Here is a 20,229-nt window from a genome sequence, read left to right as displayed (position 1 = left end):
TAGAAAGGTTGGCCTATGATAAATAAAAAGAAAGCGCCTGCAGCAAAAGCTGCAGGCGAAAATAAGCGCCCTCTGCTGGTTTCCCTTTACTATTACAGGGGATTTTATCTCATGTTTCTTCCGGTTATCATTTTTGCGGTAATATTCCATTACCTGCCCATGATTGGAATCCGGTATGCATTCTTTTCCTATAAGGGAATTAAGGACCCGGTGTTCGTAGGTCTGGCCAATTTCCGGAAGCTGATGAATATGCCTGGCTTCTGGAGTGCTTTCGGCAATACCATAAGCTTAAGCGTGTTCAAACTTCTGCTGAATACTTTTATGGCAGTTGTTCTTTCCCTCATGCTTAATGAACTGCGGTCCGTGAACTTTAAAAAGGTTTCCCAAACCATCGTATATCTTCCCCATTTTATGTCATGGGTGGTTACGGCTTCTGTATTTACCTTGATTCTTTCTCCCACCAATGCGGGGTTGGTCAACTCTGTGCTGATTAATCTGGGATTTACAAAGGAAGGAATTTATTTTCTGGGAAACCAGAACTGGTGGCGGCCCATGTATTACGTGATCAACGTCTGGAAGGATACCGGGTGGGGCACCATCATCTTTATGGCAACCCTTTCCGGCATCAATCCAGAGCTTTATGAGGCGGCCTCCATGGATGGAGCCGGACGCTGGAATTGTCTTAGATACATTACCATGCCCTCTTTAAGCAACACGATCATTACCGTGCTGATTTTAAATCTGGCGAAGGTTATGAATCTGTTTGAATCCGTATTTGTACTGCAAAATGATGCGGTGGTGCGGCAGGCAGATGTTTTGCAGACTTACATATACACGCAGACATTTAATTCCGGAGCCCTTCCCGACTACGGCTATACCACGGCAGTAGGCCTTGTTTCCTCGCTGGTAGGGTGCTTCCTTGTGCTGGTATGCAACAGGGCAAGCTTCAAGGTTCGCGGAAAAGGAATTGTATAGGGGGAAAAGAACATGACAAAGAAAAGAACCGCATTTGACTATGTGCTGGTGGTTGTATTTGTGCTCATAAGCCTTATTATGATAATCCCCATCTACAAAGTCCTTATTGACTCTCTGGATTTGAAGACAGCTTACGGTATGAAGCTGTTTCCGGAACAATTCGGTCTGGCCGGATATATTTCCGTTTTTACAAATCCGACGCTGTACAGACCGTTTCTGGTATCCTGCCTTACGACTGTGGTAGGAACGTTTACAGGTCTTGCTATTTCCACCTTGGGCGCCTATGTGCTGATCCAGTGGAAGATGCCGGGAAGAAACCTGTTTGCAGGGCTTTTGCTGCTCACCATGATTTTTAACGGCGGTATGATCCCCACTTATCTGGTTATGAAGTCCCTTCACTTAACCAACACTCTTTGGGTGGTGATTCTGCTTCCGGCCATTAACGTTTACAACATGGTACTCATGAGAAACTTCTTTGAGGGGATTCCGGCAAGCCTGTTTGAATCCGCAGAGATTGACGGCTGTTCTCCCATGAGAATCTTCTTCCAGATCGTTCTGCCCCTTTCCAAGGCAGCCCTTACTGCCATCGGCCTGATGTACGCAGTCGGTTACTGGAACGATTATACGAATTATAAGCTTTACATCACCAATGATAATCTGTATAACTTCCAGATGAAGCTGAGAGCTCTTGTCATGGGAAGCGACCTGCCCACCGCAATCGGAGGCGCAACAGAGAACACGGTGAAAAATGCATCGGTTATTATTGCAATCCTTCCCTTTATGATCATTTATCCGTTCTGCCAGAAATATTTTATTCAGGGCGTAAACATTGGAGCCGTGAAGGAATAATAGCTTTCGGCATGGAAAGGGAGCAGTTTTCTGCTCCTTTTTCTTTTTATAATGATCCAGATAAAAAACGACTAAGGAGATCATGACTATGTATCAAAATCCGATTCTGTATGCGGATTATTCTGACCCGGATGTGATCCGGGTGGGAGATGACTATTATATGGTGTCCTCTTCCTTTGCCTATCTTCCCGGCATCCCCCTTCTCCATTCCAGGGACTTAGTGCACTGGGAGATCATCAATCACTGCGTCCCTTCTCTGCCCTTTGAGAAATACAACAATCCCTCTCACGGCTCCGGAACCTGGGCCCCGGCTATCCGCTACCGCAACGGGATGTTCTACGTTTTCGTGCCTCTTGCGGATGAAGGGATTTTTGTGGCCCGGTCCGCCGATCCTTATGGGGAGTTCACCTTAAATTGCCTTCACGAAGCGAAGGGTTGGATTGACCCCTGCCCATTTTGGGATGACGATGGGAAGGCCTATATGGTATTCGCTTATGCCAGAAGCCGCAGCGGCATCAAGCACAGGCTGGACCTGGTAGAGATTGATCCGGACTGCAGGAAGCTTGTGGGAGAGCCTGTCACCATCTTTGACGGGGAACAACTGGGGCCGACTACAGAAGGGCCCAAGCTTTACAAGCATCAGGGCTTTTATTACATCCTTATGCCCTCCGGCGGAGTGTATCCCGGCTGGCAGTCCGCTTTACGGTCTGAGTCTGTAACAGGACCTTATGAATATAAAATTATCATGCACCAGGGAAATACGGATATTAACGGGCCTCATCAGGGAGGCTGGGTTACGGGGCCTGACGGCAGACACTGGTTTATCCATTTCCAGGATGTGATTGAGCTGGGAAGAATCGTCCATTTACAGCCCATGTGTTTTCACGCGGGCTGGCCCTTTATCGGAAGCGAGCAAAATGGAGACGGCATAGGAGAGCCGGTAAAGGAGTGGAGCCTTCCGGTGGAAGGGCAGCCCCAATACCGGATCGCCCAGTCTGATGACTTTTCCGGCAGTTCTTTAGGGCTCCAGTGGCAATGGCAGGCCAATCCCAGAGCCTCATTCTTTTCCTTAAGCGGCCATCCGGGAATCCGTCTTTTCTGCCTTGCCAATCCTGTCAGGGAGAATCTTTTATGGTATGCGCCTAACGCGATGACTCAGATTCCCCAGCATCAGGCTCTTTCCGCTGTGACAAAGGTGAGGCTTCAGGGAGACAAGGCGGGGGATATGGCAGCTATCGGAATGATCGGCCATTTTTACGCCTATTTAGGCCTTGTGAAAGCAGAAGCCGGCAATGAGCTGGTGCTGTTTTCAGGAACCGTGACGGAAAAGGAATTTGAGGGAGAGGCAGAGGAACAGCCTTTTGCTTCCGTTCCCTATGACGGTGATACGGTTTATTTCAGGCTGGAACTCTTTAAGAACAAGACCTACCGGTTCGCCTGGTCCCCGGACGGAATCCGATACACCTCCATAGGAGGGGCAAATCCCCTTGCCAGGGCTACCTGGACCGGGGCGAAGCTCTGTCTCTGGAGTGCCAATAAAAGGAACTTTATTTCAGAAGGGTACGGAGAGTATGAATTTATACACATCGAAGACAGAAGCGGCTGCGAAGAAGGCCTTTGAGGCGGCCCAAAGAGGGGATAAGAAGGCGGTTCTTGGCCTGATTGACCATTCCTTTAACATTGAAGACTGTGACCAGGAAGGAAACAGCCTGCTTCACTATGCGGTAAAGGGAAAGAATTTAGACCTTGCGGCCTTTCTGGTGGAAACGTGCGGTATGGATCCGGCATGGGCCAATCAGGCCATGGTGACGCCTTGGGACCTGGCAAAAGGAAATGCCCCTTTTGAGGAATATTTCCAGTCGGTCTGCGGCTTTTCCAGAGAAAATTGCTACAGAAATCCGGTGCGCCGGGGCATGCATCCCGACCCCAGCATCCTGCGGGTGGGAGACGATTACTACATGGTCAATTCCAGCTTTATCTATTTCCCTTCTATTCCCATATCCCATTCTAAGGACCTGGTTCACTGGAAAGTCATCGGATACGGGGTGACGGACAGAACATGGGCTGAGGAATTTTTAGGAGGGCTGGAGGGAGGAAGGGGCTTCTGGGCTCCGGACATCAGCTATAATAAGGGAAGGTTCTATATATGTGCAACCCTAAGGAACAATGATGATGCACCTTACATCCAGACTCAGATGGTCACCAGCGCATCGAGGCCGGAAGGCCCTTACGATACACCTGTCATCCACAATGTTCTGGGAATCGACCCCTCCATCTTTACGGACGACGACGGAAAACGGTATATGCTCATAAACCGGGGAGCCAGAATAATGGAGATATCGGAGGACGGAAAGAAAATCCTTTCAAAGCCCTCTCTCATATGGTACGGTCATTCCGGCCACGCTCCGGAGGGCCCCCATATTTTAAAAAAGGATGGCTGGTATTACTGTTTTCTGGCAGAGGGCGGTACGGGAAAGGGACACATGATTTCTGTGGCCAGATCAAAAGACCTGCTGGGGCCTTACGAGAACTGTCCCTATAATCCCATTATGCATCAAAAAGACGAGATGGGCGCCATCCAGTGCTGCGGCCACGGAAAGCCGGTTCAGACCCCGGACGGAAGATGGTTCATGGCCTACTTGTGTTCCCGCTTCATTGACCACCAGTGGGGGATGCTGGGCCGGGAGACCTGTCTTGATGAGGTCACCTGGACAGCCGACGGCTGGCCCGTCATAAACAAAGGAAAAGGTCCCTCTTATATGGCAGCTTTGCCCTTTCCCGATATGGAGAGAAGAGAGTGGGAAATTCCGGATTCCGAAACCTGGCTGTCACCGAGAACAAAAGACCCGGAGCTGGTGGGGGAAGACCGGGATGGGACCTTGTGGATCAAGGGAGACGGCCAGGACTTAAATCAGAGGGAATGCAGAAGCCTTTTGGTGAAGTGCCAGCCGGATTTCCAATTTTCTATGGAATTTGAAATGAGTTTTCCTGATGAGGGAAAAGAGAAATTCACCTCTGATGCAGGGGTGACCCTTTATTACGATGAAAACACCTACATAAAATTCGGAGTGACGGAGACCTTTGTCTTTGTATCCGAATATGTGGACGACACCTATGTGAGAACAGAAACAAGCCCCTTCCGCTTTCATGGACCGGTAACCTTTCGGGTGGAGACGGACGGGCTTGTGAGAACTTTCTTTTTCAATAATAAGCTTCTGTGGCAATGGACGGATGTGACTTCTATCTGTTCCGAAGGCCTTTCAAAGGGCAAGCGCTTTACAGGAGCCATGTATGGAGTGTATGTAAATGGCAAAAATCTTTTACGCTGGAGACAGCACGGTAACGTTCAATAAGATATCCACCTATCCCCAGACCGGGATTTCCCAGGCAATGCTTCTGTATTTAGAGGATTCGGTGGAAATGAAAAGCTTTGCCCGGAATGGGCGCAGCACAAAATCTTTTCTGGAGGAAGGCCGTCTGGCTCTCATAGAAAAGGAGATAGGAGAAGGGGATTTCCTCTTTATCCAGTTCGGCCACAACGATGCAAAGGAGGACCCCCAAAGGCATACCGACCCGAATACCACCTACAGGGAAAACCTGATGCAGTTTATCTCTGTTGCAAGGGAAAAAGGGGCCTGGCCGGTCCTCATCACCCCTATTGCCAGAAGACATTTTGATGAAAACGGTGTGTTTCTGCCGGGAAGCCACGGTGCTTATCCGGAAGCCATGAGGCAGACGGGAGCAGCGGCAGGAGTGCCGGTGATCGACTTAACCTCCATGACGGAACGCTGTCTGGAGGCTTTGGGAGATGTGGCTTCCAAGGCATATTTCATGTGGCCAAAGGACGATACTCATTTAAAACCGGAGGGGGCGGTCCTTATGGCAGGTTTTCTCTGCCGGGAGCTGGAAAAGCTCGGTTCTCCCTACCGGGAGCTTTTGGAAGTCCGGGCGGAGCAGACAGAATACGCGGGACTTGATGTTTCTTAGGAGCGGCTATGGAAAAATATGAAGACATTGAGCGCCGGTTTGTCCGCAGCTATCAAAAGTACGGAGACCGCTCAGTCATGGTTCTTTTCAGCTTTTACAGGGGCCAGTACCATAAGTTTTTTATTTCCACCTTCTTTTTCGTCATAAAGCATGCGCCCAGCCTGCTTTCCGCCCTGCTGATCGCCAATGTGATAAATGGGGTCATGGAAGGAGGAGAAGCCGGAAAACACGCTATTTTCCTCAACGTGGCCATCTGGCTGGGACTTTTGGTTGTCCACCTGCCAGCCAACTGGCTTCATAATATGTATGTCAGCCGGGTCATAAGGAAAACCGAGGCAGGCCTGCGCGGGGCCCTGGTGAGAAAGCTCCAGGAGTTGTCCATCCCCTACCACACGGAGACCCAGTCCGGACGGCTTCAGTCCAAGATCATCCGGGATGTGGAGGCGGTGGAAACCTTATCTGCCCAGCTTTTCGTCAGCATGATGAATATCTTCATGAACCTGGTAATCACCTTGTCCTTAACGGCTGCAAAGAACCGGATCGTGCTTTTGTTCTTTCTTTTGGTGGCTCCGGTGAGCTCTATCACCATCATCGCCTTCCGAAAAAGGATACACAGAGAAAACCGGGCATTCCGCCGGGAAATGGAGGAGACCAGCGCAAAGGTTATGGAGATGGTGGAACTGGTTCCTGTCACAAGAGCTCATGCCCTGGAAAAAAAGGAAGTTGAAAAAATCCGGGAACAGCTTAGAGAAACGGCAGAAAAGGGATACCGTCTGGATATGATTCAGGCCCATTTCGGCGCAGTGAGCTGGTGTATATTTCAGGTGTTTCAGGCTTTATGCCTGGGATTTTCCGGTGTTATGGCCTTAAACGGACTTGTTAAGGTGGGGGATGTGGCATTTTACCAGTCCAGCTTTACGACTGTGGTCAACCAGTTCACCTCTCTCATAAACCTTCTTCCGATTCTAACAAAGGGAATGGAATCCGTCACCTCCATCGGTGAGGTTCTGGCTTCTGAGGATGTGGAGCGGAACGAGGGAAAGACGGAAATGAAGGAATTGAAGGGGAACTACGCCTTTCACAACGTGAAGTTCTCCTATCACGGTTCTGAGGAACAGGTGCTTCACGGTTTTGAATGGAAGGTGAAGGCGGGAGAGACTATCGCCCTGGTGGGAGAATCAGGTTCCGGAAAGACCACGGTGCTGAATTTAATCATCGGCTTTATCACCCCTACGGATGGAAGGCTGCTGATTGACGGGCTGGATATCAATGATATTAATTTAAGAAGCTATCGGAGGTTTATCTCCGTGGTGCCTCAGACACCGGTGCTTTTTTCCGGTACAGTCAGGGAAAATATTATATACGGCCTGGAGGATGTGACGGAAGAAGCCCTTAACCATGCCGTAGAAGCAGCAAATTTAAAATCAGTTATCGCAAAGCTTCCCCAGGGGCTGGATACCATGATCGGAGAGCACGGAGGCAATTTAAGCGGCGGCCAGAGGCAGAGAATCTCCATTGCACGGGCTATTATACGGGATCCCAAAGTGATTATTCTCGATGAGGCTACATCGGCTCTGGATACCATTTCCGAAAAAGAGATCCAGGATGCCCTGGACCGGCTCATTAAGGGCAGGACTACCTTTATTGTAGCTCACAGACTGTCTACCGTAAGAGGGGCGGACCGGATCGTGGTTCTGGACAAAGGCAAGATCCGGGAGGAAGGGAGCTATCAGGAACTTATGGAATTAAAGGGTGAATTCTATGAGATGGAACGGCTTCAAATGGCCCTGAGGTAAAAAAAAGCCGGAAATACTGTAAAAAGCGTCTTGATAAGGCTGTAAAAGCCATTTTCCAAGGCGCTTTTTGTTTGAGCAAAAAAAATTCCCAAGGTATATCTTGATAAATAAAATTCCTTGTGATAGGATAGTAAAATGAGTCGTACTATATAAACTTTCGGGAGGAAGAAATATGACAGCAATATTTGGAAGTTTTATGGAAACCGCAATCAAATTTCTGGTTTTTCTTGCCATTGCCCTGGGCGGAATTGTATGCGGAAAAAAATACAGAGATCACAAAGATGCAGGCAAGGCCGGCGATGTGATAGCAGAGACAAAATAGTAAACGGAGGACAGTAACGTGAAGAAGTACGGTGTAAATGAACTGAGGAAAATGTTCCTTGAATTTTTTGAAAGTAAGGGACATCTGGCGATGAAAAGCTTTTCCCTGGTTCCCCATAACGATAACAGCCTGCTGCTGATCAACTCAGGCATGGCTCCCCTTAAACCATATTTTACAGGCCAGGAGATTCCCCCCAGAAACAGGGTGACCACCTGCCAGAAGTGTATCCGTACAGGCGATATTGAAAATGTAGGCAAGACAGCCCGCCACGGCACTTTTTTTGAAATGCTCGGAAACTTCTCCTTTGGAGATTATTTTAAGAAAGAAGCCATCCAGTGGTCATGGGAATTTATGACCCAGGTGGTAGGACTGGAAGCGGACAGGCTCTATCCGTCAGTATATTTAGAGGATGATGAAGCCTTTGATATATGGAATAAAGAAATCGGCATTGCCCCTGAGAATATTTTCCGCTTCGGCAAGGAAGACAACTTCTGGGAGCACGGCGCAGGCCCCTGCGGCCCATGTTCTGAGATTTACTATGACAGAGGCGAGAAATACGGCTGCGGAAAGCCGGAGTGTACCGTTGGCTGCGAATGCGACCGCTATATTGAGGTGTGGAATAACGTATTCACCCAGTTTGAAAGCGACGGCAAGGGCCATTATGAAGAATTAAAGCAGAAGAATATCGATACAGGCATGGGTCTTGAGCGTCTGGCAGTGGTGGTTCAGGATGTGGATTCCATCTTTGATGTGGATACCATAAAGGCCCTTTTAACAAGAGTCGGAGAGCTGGCAGGCAAGACCTACAAAGAGGATTACCAGGTGGATGTTTCCCTGCGTCTGATCACAGACCACATCCGTTCCTGTACCTTTATGATTTCAGACGGAATCATGCCTTCCAACGAAGGCAGAGGCTATGTACTGCGCCGTCTGTTAAGAAGAGCAGCCCGTCACGGAAAACTCCTTGGAATCGAAGGAAAATTCCTGGCAGAGCTTTCTGAAACCGTCATCACGTTATCCAAAGACGGATATCCTGAGCTGGACGAGAAAAAGGCCATGATCTTAAAGGTTCTCACCCAGGAAGAGGATAAATTCAACAAGACCATTGACCAGGGACTTGCCATTTTAAATGATTTACAGGAGGAGATGGTAAAGAACGGCGAAACCGTTCTTTCCGGAGAAAATGCCTTCAAATTATATGATACCTATGGATTCCCTCTCGATCTGACATTGGAGATTCTGGAAGAGAAGAATTTCAGCGTAGATGAAGACGGCTTCCAGGCTGCTATGAAAAAGCAGAGGGAAACTGCCAGAAACGCCAGAAAGACCACCAATTACATGGGCGCAGATGTGACCGTATACCAGTCCCTTGACCCGGCTCTTACGACAGAATTTGCAGGTTATGACACATTAGTGCTGGATTCTTCCATTTCCGCTCTCACCACAGAGACAGAGGTGGTGGAAGCCTTAACTGACGGGGAACTGGGAACCATTGTAACGGAAAAGACTCCGTTTTACGGCACCATGGGCGGCCAGCAGGGCGATGTGGGCTATATCTGCAATGAAAAGGGAGAATTCAAGGTAGAAGATACCATTCACTTACAGGGCGGCAAGGTAGGCCATGTAGGAAAGATGGTGCGTGGAATGCTTCAAAGCGGAGATGCGGTCACCCTGCGTGTGAGCGAAGAAAACCGCCAGAATACAGGAAAGAACCACAGCGCTACCCACCTTCTTCAGAAGGCGTTAAGAACCGTATTAGGAAGCCATGTAGAGCAGGCTGGCTCTTTTGTGGATAAGGATAAGCTGCGTTTTGACTTCACTCATTTTTCAGCTCTGACACCGGAGGAGATTTTCCAGGTGGAGGCCCTTGTCAATGAAAAGATCAAGGAAAGCCTGGCTGTAAAGACTGAGGTCATGAACCTGGACGATGCAAAAAAAGCCGGAGCTATGGCTCTCTTTGGAGAGAAGTACGGGGAGACAGTCCGCGTGGTGCGGATGGGCGATTTCTCCACCGAGCTTTGCGGCGGAACCCATATTTCCAATACAGGAGTCATCGGCGCATTTAAGATTCTTTCAGAGACAGGAATCGCAGCCGGAGTCCGCAGAATCGAAGCCTTAACAGGAGACGGTCTGACACGTTATTATCAGGATACGGAAAGAGAGCTTCACGAGGCCGCAAGGGCAGCCAAGGCAACTCCTTCCACCCTGACTGCAAAGATCGAATCCCTTATGGAAGAAATCAAAGCCCTTCATTCTGAAAATGAGAAATTAAAGAGCAAGCTGGCAAATGATTCCCTCGGCAATGTGGCAGATCAGATCAGAGAAGTAAACGGAGTCAAGGTTCTTGCCACAAAGGTTCTCGACGTGGATATGAACGGCCTTCGCAATTTGGGAGACCAGTTAAAAGATCAGTTGGGAGAAGGCGTCGTTGTCATTGCCTCCATTCAGGATGGCAAGGTGAACTTAATGGCTTCTGCCACAGATGAAGCGCAGAAAAAGGGCGCTCACGCAGGAAACTTGATCAAAGCCATTGCCTCTTTCGTGGGCGGCGGCGGCGGCGGACGGCCTAATATGGCTCAGGCCGGCGGCAAGAATCCGGCAGGAGTTGACACGTGTCTTGAAAAGGTTTACGAAGTAGTTGCAGAACAGGTGAAATAACCGGTTCTGTGACGATAATTGAAAAAATAATAATTTTTTTCTTGACGAATGGCAAAATTATGCTATAATCATATCAGTGCTATAAAATACCCAAACAGTTGTATTATGCACAAGTACACAACTGGAGGGAGGTTAGGTGTGAGCTATGTCAAATGTAATCGTTAAAGATAACGAGACCTTAGATAGTGCTTTACGCAGATTCAAAAGAAACTGTGCAAAAGCAGGTATCCAGCAGGAAATTCGTAAGAGAGAGCATTACGAGAAACCAAGCGTAAGACGTAAGAAAAAGTCTGAAGCTGCAAGAAAACGTAAATATAACTAATTGTTAAAAGATGAATCCCTGGTCATGTTTCGGCATGACCAGGGGTTTTTTCGACTTTTGGAGGGCGATAGAATTTTCCCGCTTTTGTCTGCATATAGTGTAGGGAAGCAGAATGGAAAGGCGTATGGATATGTTGGAGGGATCAAAGGAAAAGGCAGCTTCCGCTTTAAGGCTTCCCAAGGATGTGGTCTTGGGCGAGGTGCTCATATCCTTTTTAGGACGCCGCAGCGTTGTCATTGAAAACTACCGGAGCATCATTCTCTACACGGATTGTTCCATCAAGCTTCAGGCCAAAAACTGCCGGGTGATTATTACCGGAAACCGGCTGATGATCGAATATTACACCGGGGAGGAAATGAAGATCACCGGCTACATAAAATCCCTGGAGTTTGAATAACAGGCAAAAGGAGGTGAGGCAAATGATTATGTGGCTGAACCGTTACATATTTGGATATCTTTTTGTGGAACTGACCGGATTTTCTCCGGAACGTTTCTTCAATATATGCAGCGTTCATGAAATTGAATTGTGGAAGATTGTAAATACGGGGTCCTCTTACCGTTTTTTCATGTCAGTGAAAGGGTTTCGAAAGATCAAGCCCCTGGTCCGTAAATCGAAGGTCAGACTTAGGATATTAAAAAAGTTTGGACTTCCTTTTTTTTTATACCGAAACCGGAAGAGAAAGGCGTACGGTGCGGGTTTTGCAGGCTTTTTTATCCTTCTTTACTGCCTCTCCCTCTTTATCTGGGACATTGAATTTGAAGGAAACCGGATGTATACCTATGACACCCTTTTGAAGTATTTTGAGTCAGAAGAAATCCATTATGGAATGAGAAAGTCGAACATTGACTGTGACGCCCTGGAGGAAGCTCTCCGGACGAATTTTCCGGAAATCACCTGGGTATCGGCCAGGGTATCAGGAACCAGGCTTTTGGTTAAGATAAAGGAAAATGAGGTGCTGTCTGAGATTCCTGCAAAGGATGAGACTCCCTGTAATATTGTGGCGGAAAAAGACGGGGTGATCACCTCCATGATCGTGCGAAGCGGCGTGCCAAAGGCGGCCATCGGGGATCAGGTGGTAAAGGGACAGGTGCTGGTCAGCGGCGTCCTTCCCATCATCGGAGACAGCGAAGAGATCATGAATGTTCACTATATCCGCTCTGATGCGGACATTACTGCCAGAACAGAATACCATTTCACAAAGCAGATTCCCCTTTTGCAGAAAATCGACGTGGAAACAGGAAAAACCAGAAGGGGCTTATATGGGAAAGTTTTTGACTATTCCCTTCTCCTCATCCAGCCAAGGGCAGAGGGAACCACATGGAAGATCACCATGGAAGAAGAACAGCTTCATTTGTTTCAGAATTTTTATCTTCCAGCTTATTTTGGAACAATAATCGGAAAAGAATACATTTCCTATGAACGCCCCTACAAGGAGGAGGAAAAAAAGCAGCTCGCTGATGAGATGAATGAAAGACTGAAAAAAAAATTATTGGAAAAAGGGGTACAAATTCTGGAAAATCATGTTAGAATACTAGATAACGAATCTCTATGCCAGGCTGCCATAGATTTTGTGGCAGAGGAGCCTATAGGCAGGCGGGAAGGGCTTGAGATACAAAGAACAGAGGAGCCAAAGGAGACCAGTCAATAGATGAGCGTAATTGAGACAATCATAGATATTCCGGTGGAACACGAAAAAAATGTCTGCGGACAATTCGACAGCTATTTAAAGAAGATTGAAAGAACTCTTCACGTCACCATGATCGGACGGGATGGGGCTCTTAAGATCATAGGACCGGAGCAGATGGTCCAGAGAGCAAAAAGCGTATTCAGCAACTTGATCGAGCTTTCCAAGCGGGGAAATGTCATCACTGAGCAAAACGTGGACTATGCCCTTTCCCTGTCATTTTCCGACAGTGAAGGCCAGATTCTGGAAATTGACAAAGATATTGTATGCAGGACTGTGGCAGGAAAACCGGTAAAGCCAAAGACCATGGGACAGAAGCATTATGTGGATCAGATCCGCAAAAAGATGATCGTTTTCGGCATAGGGCCGGCAGGAACCGGAAAGACCTACCTGGCTATGGCCATGGCCATCCAGGCTTTTAAAAACGGAGAGGTGAACCGGATCATCCTGACCCGGCCTGCCATTGAAGCGGGAGAGAAGCTGGGCTTTCTTCCGGGAGATTTACAAAGCAAGATCGATCCGTATTTGAGGCCCTTATACGATGCCCTTTATCAGATCATGGGAGCGGAGAGCTACCTTCACAATTCGGAGAAGGGGCTGATCGAAGTGGCTCCCCTGGCTTATATGAGGGGCCGGACTTTAGATAACGCCTATATCATTCTGGATGAGGCCCAGAATACCACACCGGCCCAGATGAAGATGTTCCTGACCAGAATCGGCTTTGGATCAAAGGTGATCGTCACCGGAGACCAGACCCAGAAGGACCTGCCTGCAGGCGCTACATCAGGTCTTGATACAGCCGTGCGGGTGTTAAAGAGAATTGACGACATCGGCTTTTGCTATTTGAGCAGCAGCGACGTGGTCCGTCATCCTCTTGTCCAGAAAATCGTACAGGCATACGATTCTTATGAGTCCAAGAAAAAGCCGGAAGAACGAAAGACAAAGACCGTGACAGGCAGAAAGGCGCGCAATGACAATTAATATTGAGTACGAGGCGGAAAAAAAGCTGGACATTCCTTATGAAGATATTATAACGAAAGTGGTGGAAGAAGCCATGGATTATGAGGAATGCCCTTACGAAGCGGAAGTCAGTGTACTGATTACGGACAACCGGGAAATCCAGCAGATCAACCGGGAATTCCGCAATATAGACAACCCCACCGATGTCCTCTCCTTTCCCATGGTGGAATACGAAACCCCTTCTGATTTCGATTTTCTGGAGGAAGAGGGCGGAGACTGGTTTAATCCTGAAACAGGAGAGCTGATGCTTGGAGATATCGTCATATCTGTGGACAAGGTGGAGGAGCAGGCGGAGAAATACGGTCATTCCCAGACCAGGGAACTGGCCTTTCTCACGGCCCACAGCATGCTTCATCTCTTCGGTTATGACCATATGGAGGATGAAGAGCGGATTCTGATGGAGAAAAAGCAGGAAGAAATACTGGTCAGGGGAGGATACGAAAGATGATAAAAAAAGCGTGGTTTTGGTTTGCAGGCCTGATGATGTGTGCTCTGCTGTTATCGGGATGCGGCAAGAAGTATCAGGAAGTGTCTGCCAGTGAGGCATCGACGGAAACGGCTGCTTCCCAGGAGACAAAGGAAATCAAAATTGACAGCGATACAAAGGCGGAAAGCTCTGAGGAAGAGGGCCCCGGTGATTACTATACCTTTGAAGAACGTACGGAAAAGGATGGAAAAATCCGCAGCTATTTAACGGGAGAACTGGTGGACGTTTCCAAAGGAAACCGCAGGCCGGTTGCCGTTATGATGAGCAACGACAAAGAGGCCCTTCCCCAGTACGGAATCAACCGGGCTGATGTGGTTTACGAAGCGCCTGCGGAAGGCGGCATGAACCGCTATATGGCGATCATGGAAAACTACGACGATTTAAATCGGATCGGTTCTGTCAGAAGCTGCCGCACCTATTATACATACTTTGCCCGCGAATTTGATGCCATCTATGCCCACTTTGGGCAAAGTACCTTTGCAAAGCCTTACTTATCCAATTTAAACAACATCAATGGTCTGGATGGTATCGGCTCTGTGGCCTATTTCCGCACCAACGACCGGAAGGCACCCCATAACGCTTATACGAGCGGAAGCCGCCTTAATGAGTCCATTGAGAAGCTGGGTTATTCCGGCGCCTATGATTCCTCTTATCAGGGACATTACCGTTTTGCCAAAACAGGGCGTGAGGTCACTTTAGAAGGCGCTCCCGGCGTTTTAGATGCTTACAAGGTCTATCCGGCCTATGTCATTAATAAGCCCTGGTTTGAGTACCATGAGGAGGACGGACTTTACTACCGATATCAGTATGGAAAGGCTCACATGGGGGATGAGGGACAGGTCAAAGTCAAAAACATCATCCTGCAGTACTGTCCTTCCGGCCATTACGCCTCCACAGAGTATTTAAATATCAATGTGGTGGATGATTCCTATGGCTGCTATGTGACAGAAGGCCGGGCCATTCCTGTCAAGTGGACAAGGGATGGAGAAGGCGGGCCCACACATTATTACGACATGGAGAATAACGAGATCATCCTGAACCAGGGAAAGACCTGGGTTTGCATCATTTCTGCACAGGATTCTCCCAATGTAGAATTTTATGGAAAACAATAAGTTACAGAGAAGTACAACGAAAAAGAAATCTTCAAATTTTCTCATTCAGGGAGTCATCCTTGCGGCGGCGGGCATTATTGTCCGGGTGATCGGAATGTTTTACCGCATTCCTTTGGCGGATATTTTAGGGGATGAAGGAAATGGCTATTACAGCTCCGCTTTTTCCATTTATTCCATTTTGCTGATCGTGTCCTCTTACAGCCTGCCTACCGCGGTTTCCAAGATGATTGCCACCAGACTGGCCCGAAAGGAATACACCAATTCCTTCCGGGTTCTTCGCGTGTCACTGCTCTACGGAACTGTGGCAGGAGGAATCGGGGCCGCTGTGCTCTGGTTTGGGGCCGATATTTTTGCAAACCATTTTTTGAAGATGCCTTATACCAGTTATGCGCTGAAAACGCTGGCTCCAACCATCTGGGTCATCGCTTACTTAGGCGTGTTCCGGGGATATTTCCAGGGAATAGGCACCATGCTTCCTACGGCCATATCCCAGATTTTTGAGCAGATCGTCAATGCGGTGATCAGCATTTATGCTGCTTCCAGGCTCTTTCAGGCAGGGTTTCATTCCAATCTGGTCTACGGTTCATCGAAATATTCCTTTGCCTTTGGAGCGGCAGGCGGCACCATAGGAACCGGGGTGGGAGCAGTGGCTGCCCTCTTATTCCTGCTGTTCATTTTTCTCAGCTACCGCCCGGTTATGAGGCGTCAGAGGAGAAAGGACAAAAGCAAGCACTTGGAGTCTTACGGGGAAATTTCCAGCATCCTGGTTATGACGGTCCTGCCCATTGTCTTAAGCAGTGTGGCTTATAATATCAGCACAGTCATTGATAACAGCATTTACGGAAATGTCATGGCTTCCATGGGCATGGCGGATTCTGCGATTGCCTCCAACTGGGGTGTTTATTCCGGCAGATACCATCTGCTGTTCAATATTCCGGTGGCTATTGCCAATTCCCTGTCCTCAGCCCTGATCCCTGCCTTATCAAGGGCCGTGGCGGAGAGAAACCGGGGCCAGGTCACAAGCAGGGTTTCCATGGTCATCCGTTTTTCCATGATCATCGCCATCCCTTCCACAGTCGGCCTGACTGTTCTGGCAGGTCCCATCTGTAATCTGCTTTTTGGCGGAAGTGACAATGGAGCCCTGATTAAGATGATGATGTACGGGTCCACAGCAGTGGCCTTCTTTTCCCTTTCCACAGTCACCAATGCGGTGCTCCAGGGAATCAACCGAATCCAGACGCCCCTTAAGAATGCAGTCATCTCCCTGGGGCTTCACGTAGTCATCCTGCTGGTCATGCTCTATGTGTTCCGGATGGGCATTTACAGCGTGGTGTATTCCAACATCCTGTTTGCACTCACCATGTGCCTTTTAAATGGGGCCTCCATCAGAAAATTTTTAAATTACAGACAGGAAATGAAAAAGACCTTTATCCTGCCCACTCTGGCCGCAGGAATCATGGGAGGTCTGGCTTACGGCGTTTATTTCCTGGTTCACATCACCTTAAAGCACAATGCTTTGGGGGTTTTAGCAGCAATCGGGGCAGCGGCTGTCATCTACGGCATCCTGCTCTTAAAATTAGGCTGTGTGGATGAAACAGAGCTTTTAAGCCTGCCGGGAGGCAGGAAACTGGCCCGTATAGCAGTAAAATTCCATTTATTGTGATTAAAATGGTAAAAGAAAGCAGATACTATACTTACTTGAAGGAGGTATCAACTCATGAAGAAGTATATGTTCTGCTTTCTTTTGTTTGTGGCGGCTTCGGCCGTCTGCTTAGGGATCGGTTTTGCCATTACAAAGGACAGCGTACGGCCTGAGGAGGCTCTTCCCGGAGCTACCATAGAAACGGAAACAGTGACGGAAGCACAGATCGTCATTAACCAGGAAGAGGTGGAGCCGGTCAATGCCAAGGGCAAGGAAAAATTTTATCTCGTTGCAGAAGACGGATATCTGCTGGTTCTTTATCAGGACAAGACCACCATCTGTCTTTATACCCATATGCCCATTGTGGATTTTCCGGAGGAGGAACGGGGAAAGCTGATGGAGGGCATATGGTTTTCCTCCATGATTGAGGTGTTTAATTATCTGGAATCCTATACGAGTTAAAGAAAAGTATTGCTTGAAATAAAAGGACAAACTGGATACAATAGATTTGTCTGAATACACAGGAGGAATCTATGAAACCAAAGGTAATCATTGTGGGAGGGGGCGCCTCCGGTCTGGCGGCAGGAATTCAGGCAGCCAGGCTAGGGGCGTCCGTCACCATGTTAGAACATACAGCCAGGCCGGGGAAAAAGCTTCTTTCCACTGGAAATGGAAAGTGCAATCTGACCAATCTGGCCGCTCCTTTCGGCGCCTACCGGGGTGAAAATCCTGACTTCGCAAAAATGGTTCTGGAAACAGTGTCTGTCCCTCAGACCCTGGAATTTTTTAAAGGCCTGGGAGTTGTGCTCACAGACCGGAACGGATATGTGTATCCCAACACAGGGCAGGCTTCTTCCATAGCGGATGCCCTCATGTTTGAGGTGGACCGCCTGGGAATTACCTTGATCTGTGACTGCCATGTCAGGGAAATTAAAAGGGATTTGACTCTTATAACTTCCAATGGAAAGATGAAAGGGGATGCAGTCATTCTGGCTGCCGGTTCCATGGCTGCGTCTAAGACAGGCTCTGACGGAAGCGGCTATGAGCTGGCCGCTGCTTTGGGTCACACGGTCATAAAGCCCCTTCCCGCTCTCGTTCAGCTCAAGTGCAGGGAAAAGTGGTATAAACAGGCAGCCGGTGTGAGAACAGAGGCTCTTGTAACCTTAAAGATAAACGGAAAAGCAGTTGCAGAGGACCGGGGAGAGCTCCAGTTTACCGATTACGGAATATCGGGAATCCCTGTATTTCAGGTCAGCCGGTTTGCTTGCAGGGCTCTTGATAAGGGGCAGACTGTGACGGCAGAACTGGATTTGCTGCCTTCTCTCGATTATAAGGCTGCGGAAGAGCTTTTGGCAGACCGGGTAAAGCGCTTTGCTTACCGTCCGGCTGAGGAGTTCTTAAACGGAGTCTTAAATCAGAAGCTGGCCCGGATTTTATTAAATGAAACCGGAATCGCCAAAATGTCCAAAACCGGGGAAATCAAACCCGCCCAGATCAAAAAGCTGACCGCAGCCATAAAGGGACTTGAAACAGCAGTCGTTTCTTCCAATTCCTTTGATCAGGCTCAGGTATGCAGCGGCGGAGTGGATACAAGAGAGGTCGATCCTTGTACCATGGAATCGAAACTGATAAAACGGCTTTACTTTGCCGGAGAAATCCTTGATGTGGACGGCATCTGCGGAGGCTACAATCTGCAGTGGGCCTGGTCCAGCGGGATTTTAGCAGGTACTTATGCAGGAAGAGAGAACATATGATCCGAATCAATCAATTAAAGCTGCCGGTGGACCACACGGAAGAGTATTTATGGAATAAAGCAGCAAAGACATTAAAAATTCCGGTGAGCGAAATACGCTCCCTTAAAATCATAAAACAGTCCATTGACGCCAGAAAAAAGGAAGAAATCCATTTCACCTACTGCGTGGAGGTGGAAGCCTTAAGGGAAGAGTCTGTTGTACATAAAGCTAAAAACGTCAATGTGAGCATTGCCGAAAAGAGAGAATACGTCTTTCCAAAGCCGGGAAAGGAAAAGCTGTCTCACCGCCCCGTCATCATCGGAACAGGTCCGGCAGGGCTTTTTTGCGGTGTCATGCTGGCGAGAAACGGCTATAACCCCCTGCTTTTAGAGCGGGGAGAGGATGTGGACCGGCGCCGGGAAGGGGTGGACCGCTTCTGGGAGGGTCAAAGGCTGAATCCTGACAGCAACGTGCAGTTTGGCGAAGGGGGAGCCGGAACCTTTTCCGACGGAAAGCTAAACACCCTTGTAAAAGACCCTTTTATGAGAAATAAAAAGGTGCTGGAGCTGTTTGTGGAGTTTGGGGCAGACCCCTCTATTCTCTACGTCAATAAGCCTCATATCGGAACCGATGTGTTAAGCGGTATTGTAAAAAATATGAGGGAAGAAATCATAAGACTTGGAGGAGAAGTCCGTTTTCAAAGCCATGTGACCGATTTTATAACAGAAGGCGGGAGGCTGAAGGAAATCGTTGTGGGAGAAGGAGAGAGGATTTTGACCGATGTCCTGATCCTTGCCATCGGGCACAGCGCAAGGGATACCTTTGAGGTTTTGGAAAAGAGAGGTGTTCCCATGGAGGCGAAGGCCTTTGCCATGGGACTGAGAATCCAGCATCCCCAGGAGACCATCGACCTTTCCCAATACGGAACCCCAGACCAGTCCCTTCTCGGTGCGGCGGATTACAAGCTGACTCACTCCTGCACAAACGGAAGGGGAATTTACACCTTCTGCATGTGTCCCGGCGGATATGTGGTCAATGCTTCTTCTGAAGAGGGGCGGCTGGCTGTCAACGGGATGAGTTATCACAAACGGGATGGGAAAAATGCCAACAGCGCCCTGATCGTTACCGTAACGCCGGAAGACTTTGGAGGAGAAGGGCCTCTTTCCGGAATCGCTTACCAGAGAAGGCTGGAGGAAGCTGCATTTTTACAGGGGAATGGAAAGATTCCGGTTCAGCTTTACGAAGATTTTAAGAAGGGCAGAATAAGCCGGGAATTCGGCAACGTGGAGCCGGCATTTAAGGGCTTATACGAATTTGCCGATTTAAGGGAAATTCTTCCGGCATATATGACGGAGTCCATCATAGAGGGCGTAGAGGCTTTTGAACGGCGGATTCGCGGTTTTGCAAGGCCTGACGCGGTTTTGGCGGGGATTGAAAGCCGTACCTCTTCTCCGGTGCGCATTTTCCGGGATGAGACGTTGGAAAGCAGCGTGAAGGGAATGTACCCCTGCGGAGAGGGCGCCGGATATGCGGGAGGAATCACTTCCGCAGCCATGGATGGATTGAAAGTGGCAGAGGCTGTCGCTTCCAGATTTCAGATGCAGGGATTATAAATTGACGAATACACGAAAATGATGTAAG

Annotated in this window: 18 protein-coding genes; all 18 read left to right on the top strand. The window is 48.6% G+C overall.

The features are described from left to right. Window positions 1-15: 15 nt before the first annotated feature. The 18 genes from QM657_RS16140 to QM657_RS16055 all read left to right on the top strand — a co-directional run bounded on the left by QM657_RS16140 (window position 16) and on the right by QM657_RS16055 (window position 20,201). On the top strand, window positions 16-975 hold the full coding sequence (locus QM657_RS16140; protein WP_415067723.1) for an ABC transporter permease: 960 nt from the start codon (window positions 16-18) through the stop codon (window positions 973-975). A 12-nt stretch (window positions 976-987) separates the two neighbouring features. Beyond that, the gene (locus QM657_RS16135) at window positions 988-1,824 is read left to right on the top strand and encodes a carbohydrate ABC transporter permease (RefSeq protein ID WP_415067722.1); all 837 of its coding nucleotides are present in this window, start codon (window positions 988-990) and stop codon (window positions 1,822-1,824) included. Between the two features lie 82 nt (window positions 1,825-1,906). Beyond that, complete coding sequence (locus tag QM657_RS16130) at window positions 1,907-3,445, top strand: glycoside hydrolase 43 family protein (RefSeq protein ID WP_415067721.1); 1,539 nt, start codon at window positions 1,907-1,909, stop codon at window positions 3,443-3,445. After that, a complete protein-coding gene (locus QM657_RS16125; protein WP_415067720.1) occupies window positions 3,396-5,177 on the top strand; it encodes a family 43 glycosylhydrolase in 1,782 nt (593 codons plus the stop codon). Before QM657_RS16130 ends, QM657_RS16125 begins: the two co-directional genes overlap by 50 nt. Continuing rightward, entirely contained in the window at window positions 5,131-5,811 is a 681-nt protein-coding gene (locus tag QM657_RS16120) for a rhamnogalacturonan acetylesterase (RefSeq protein WP_415067719.1), read from the top strand. The genes QM657_RS16125 and QM657_RS16120 overlap by 47 nt, the downstream gene beginning before the upstream one ends. An 8-nt stretch (window positions 5,812-5,819) precedes the next feature. Beyond that, window positions 5,820-7,607 carry an ABC transporter ATP-binding protein gene (locus tag QM657_RS16115; RefSeq protein WP_415067718.1) on the top strand — a complete coding sequence of 596 codons (1,788 nt, stop codon included), beginning with the start codon at window positions 5,820-5,822 and terminating at the stop codon, window positions 7,605-7,607. Window positions 7,608-7,779: 172 nt separating this feature from the next. Continuing rightward, on the top strand, window positions 7,780-7,929 hold the full coding sequence (locus tag QM657_RS16110) for a hypothetical protein (RefSeq protein WP_415067717.1): 150 nt from the start codon (window positions 7,780-7,782) through the stop codon (window positions 7,927-7,929). 51 nt (window positions 7,930-7,980) lie between these two features. Next, window positions 7,981-10,587 carry an alanine--tRNA ligase gene (alaS, locus tag QM657_RS16105; RefSeq protein WP_415067754.1) on the top strand — a complete coding sequence of 869 codons (2,607 nt, stop codon included), beginning with the start codon at window positions 7,981-7,983 and terminating at the stop codon, window positions 10,585-10,587. Window positions 10,588-10,732: 145 nt separating this feature from the next. Then, complete coding sequence (gene rpsU / locus QM657_RS16100) at window positions 10,733-10,909, top strand: 30S ribosomal protein S21 (RefSeq protein WP_008975787.1); 177 nt, start codon at window positions 10,733-10,735, stop codon at window positions 10,907-10,909. Window positions 10,910-11,039: 130 nt separating this feature from the next. Beyond that, complete coding sequence (locus QM657_RS16095) at window positions 11,040-11,306, top strand: YabP/YqfC family sporulation protein (RefSeq protein WP_415067753.1); 267 nt, start codon at window positions 11,040-11,042, stop codon at window positions 11,304-11,306. A gap of 22 nt (window positions 11,307-11,328) precedes the next feature. Further along, on the top strand, window positions 11,329-12,558 hold the full coding sequence (locus QM657_RS16090; RefSeq protein WP_415067716.1) for a sporulation protein YqfD: 1,230 nt from the start codon (window positions 11,329-11,331) through the stop codon (window positions 12,556-12,558). After that, complete coding sequence (locus QM657_RS16085) at window positions 12,559-13,575, top strand: PhoH family protein (protein WP_415067715.1); 1,017 nt, start codon at window positions 12,559-12,561, stop codon at window positions 13,573-13,575. Then, on the top strand, window positions 13,565-14,062 hold the full coding sequence (gene ybeY / locus QM657_RS16080; RefSeq protein WP_415067714.1) for an rRNA maturation RNase YbeY: 498 nt from the start codon (window positions 13,565-13,567) through the stop codon (window positions 14,060-14,062). Before QM657_RS16085 ends, ybeY begins: the two co-directional genes overlap by 11 nt. Then, a complete protein-coding gene (locus tag QM657_RS16075; protein ID WP_415067713.1) occupies window positions 14,059-15,213 on the top strand; it encodes a DUF3048 domain-containing protein in 1,155 nt (384 codons plus the stop codon). The genes ybeY and QM657_RS16075 overlap by 4 nt, the downstream gene beginning before the upstream one ends. After that, on the top strand, window positions 15,200-16,876 hold the full coding sequence (locus tag QM657_RS16070) for a putative polysaccharide biosynthesis protein (RefSeq protein WP_415067712.1): 1,677 nt from the start codon (window positions 15,200-15,202) through the stop codon (window positions 16,874-16,876). The genes QM657_RS16075 and QM657_RS16070 overlap by 14 nt, the downstream gene beginning before the upstream one ends. A 54-nt stretch (window positions 16,877-16,930) precedes the next feature. Beyond that, the gene (locus QM657_RS16065) at window positions 16,931-17,317 is read left to right on the top strand and encodes a hypothetical protein (RefSeq protein ID WP_158376331.1); all 387 of its coding nucleotides are present in this window, start codon (window positions 16,931-16,933) and stop codon (window positions 17,315-17,317) included. 71 nt (window positions 17,318-17,388) lie between these two features. Beyond that, window positions 17,389-18,609, top strand: a complete 1,221-nt coding sequence (locus tag QM657_RS16060) for an NAD(P)/FAD-dependent oxidoreductase (protein WP_415067711.1) — start codon at window positions 17,389-17,391, stop codon at window positions 18,607-18,609. Further along, window positions 18,606-20,201: an NAD(P)/FAD-dependent oxidoreductase gene (locus tag QM657_RS16055; protein WP_415067710.1), complete on the top strand. Its 1,596-nt coding sequence runs from the start codon at window positions 18,606-18,608 to the stop codon at window positions 20,199-20,201. Before QM657_RS16060 ends, QM657_RS16055 begins: the two co-directional genes overlap by 4 nt. Window positions 20,202-20,229: the final 28 nt, after the last annotated feature.

The sequence above is a fragment of the Lacrimispora sp. genome, assembly GCF_047605665.1.
Lineage (GTDB): Bacteria > Bacillota > Clostridia > Lachnospirales > Lachnospiraceae > Lacrimispora.
Note: the sequence above shows the minus strand (reverse complement) of the source record. Positions and strands in the feature narration are given on the sequence as shown.

Excerpts from the sequence above, each read along its gene's own strand:
- ybeY (WP_415067714.1), top strand. The coding sequence starts at position 13,565 with ATGACAATTAATATTGAGTACGAGGCGGAAAAAAAGCTGGACATTCCT.
- QM657_RS16065 (WP_158376331.1), top strand. The coding sequence starts at position 16,931 with ATGAAGAAGTATATGTTCTGCTTTCTTTTGTTTGTGGCGGCTTCGGCC.
- alaS (WP_415067754.1), top strand. The coding sequence starts at position 7,981 with ATGTTCCTTGAATTTTTTGAAAGTAAGGGACATCTGGCGATGAAAAGC.
- QM657_RS16120 (WP_415067719.1), top strand. The coding sequence starts at position 5,131 with ATGGCAAAAATCTTTTACGCTGGAGACAGCACGGTAACGTTCAATAAG.
- QM657_RS16055 (WP_415067710.1), top strand. The coding sequence starts at position 18,606 with ATGATCCGAATCAATCAATTAAAGCTGCCGGTGGACCACACGGAAGAG.
- QM657_RS16135 (WP_415067722.1), top strand. The coding sequence starts at position 988 with ATGACAAAGAAAAGAACCGCATTTGACTATGTGCTGGTGGTTGTATTT.
- QM657_RS16130 (WP_415067721.1), top strand. The coding sequence starts at position 1,907 with ATGACTATGTATCAAAATCCGATTCTGTATGCGGATTATTCTGACCCG.
- rpsU (WP_008975787.1), top strand. The coding sequence starts at position 10,733 with ATGTCAAATGTAATCGTTAAAGATAACGAGACCTTAGATAGTGCTTTA.
- QM657_RS16060 (WP_415067711.1), top strand. The coding sequence starts at position 17,389 with ATGAAACCAAAGGTAATCATTGTGGGAGGGGGCGCCTCCGGTCTGGCG.
- QM657_RS16075 (WP_415067713.1), top strand. The coding sequence starts at position 14,059 with ATGATAAAAAAAGCGTGGTTTTGGTTTGCAGGCCTGATGATGTGTGCT.
- QM657_RS16085 (WP_415067715.1), top strand. The coding sequence starts at position 12,559 with ATGAGCGTAATTGAGACAATCATAGATATTCCGGTGGAACACGAAAAA.
- QM657_RS16095 (WP_415067753.1), top strand. The coding sequence starts at position 11,040 with ATGTTGGAGGGATCAAAGGAAAAGGCAGCTTCCGCTTTAAGGCTTCCC.
- QM657_RS16070 (WP_415067712.1), top strand. The coding sequence starts at position 15,200 with ATGGAAAACAATAAGTTACAGAGAAGTACAACGAAAAAGAAATCTTCA.
- QM657_RS16115 (WP_415067718.1), top strand. The coding sequence starts at position 5,820 with ATGGAAAAATATGAAGACATTGAGCGCCGGTTTGTCCGCAGCTATCAA.
- QM657_RS16110 (WP_415067717.1), top strand. The coding sequence starts at position 7,780 with ATGACAGCAATATTTGGAAGTTTTATGGAAACCGCAATCAAATTTCTG.
- QM657_RS16090 (WP_415067716.1), top strand. The coding sequence starts at position 11,329 with ATGATTATGTGGCTGAACCGTTACATATTTGGATATCTTTTTGTGGAA.
- QM657_RS16140 (WP_415067723.1), top strand. The coding sequence starts at position 16 with ATGATAAATAAAAAGAAAGCGCCTGCAGCAAAAGCTGCAGGCGAAAAT.
- QM657_RS16125 (WP_415067720.1), top strand. The coding sequence starts at position 3,396 with ATGAATTTATACACATCGAAGACAGAAGCGGCTGCGAAGAAGGCCTTT.